This window comes from Ruegeria sp. BI11, assembly GCF_056538005.1.
Map to the genome: position 1 here is coordinate 1 of NZ_JBQFSM010000070.1, position 644 is coordinate 644.

At 59.3% G+C, this 644-nt stretch carries 1 protein-coding gene; it reads right to left on the reverse strand.

Annotated features, from left to right (window positions below):
• Positions 1-189: 189 nt before the first annotated feature.
• Positions 190-644, reverse strand: a 455-nt coding sequence (locus tag ACR0DT_RS25125) for a hypothetical protein (protein ID WP_480713355.1), incomplete at its 5' end; no start/stop codon positions are given.

Sequence of the window (644 nt, forward strand, 5' to 3'; positions counted from 1 at the left end):
CTCCCTGTTCCGGCATCACGGGTCCGGAGATGTCGTTCACCACGAGGGGGTCAACCAGTGAGAACCTTCCAGACCTGCATCTCCAATTACCGAAAAAAGAGCGGAGTGGGAAAATCATCTGGTTCGGGAACCGGAACGGGCGGGAGCCAGGTCTGGCTGGTTTTCTTGTGACTGTTTCATTCATGCGGGTCATCCTTCTGCGAGCCGCGCGATACTGCGGGGCAGCATCAGGATCAGAAGGCAGGCGATGATGTCGGTAAGCAAAATGGACAATGCAGCAGCCGGAACGCTGCCCGTCGCGCGGATGTCCCAGGCGAGATCGAGGAAGATGGAGATGATCAGCAGGGTGCAGAGCAGAGCTAGCCCGGCCCCGACGAGATGGCACAGGCAAGCTTCGGTGATCCCGCAGGTTTCCTTCAGCCCGCCGACGCCCATGGCGAAGAGCCCGGCGACCCAGGTGAGCGCGAGGTTGAGGGACCAGATTAGGATGAGGGCCGGCTTTGCCGAGTTATCTGACGTGGATTGTAATATGCGTGAGCTTGCACAATCAGGCCGATAGTTCGGCAGCATAACCTTCCCACAGCTTGAACGCGTCGGCTCTGGCATAGCGGTAGGAGAGAGTGCAAAGGCGATAGCGGCGGGGA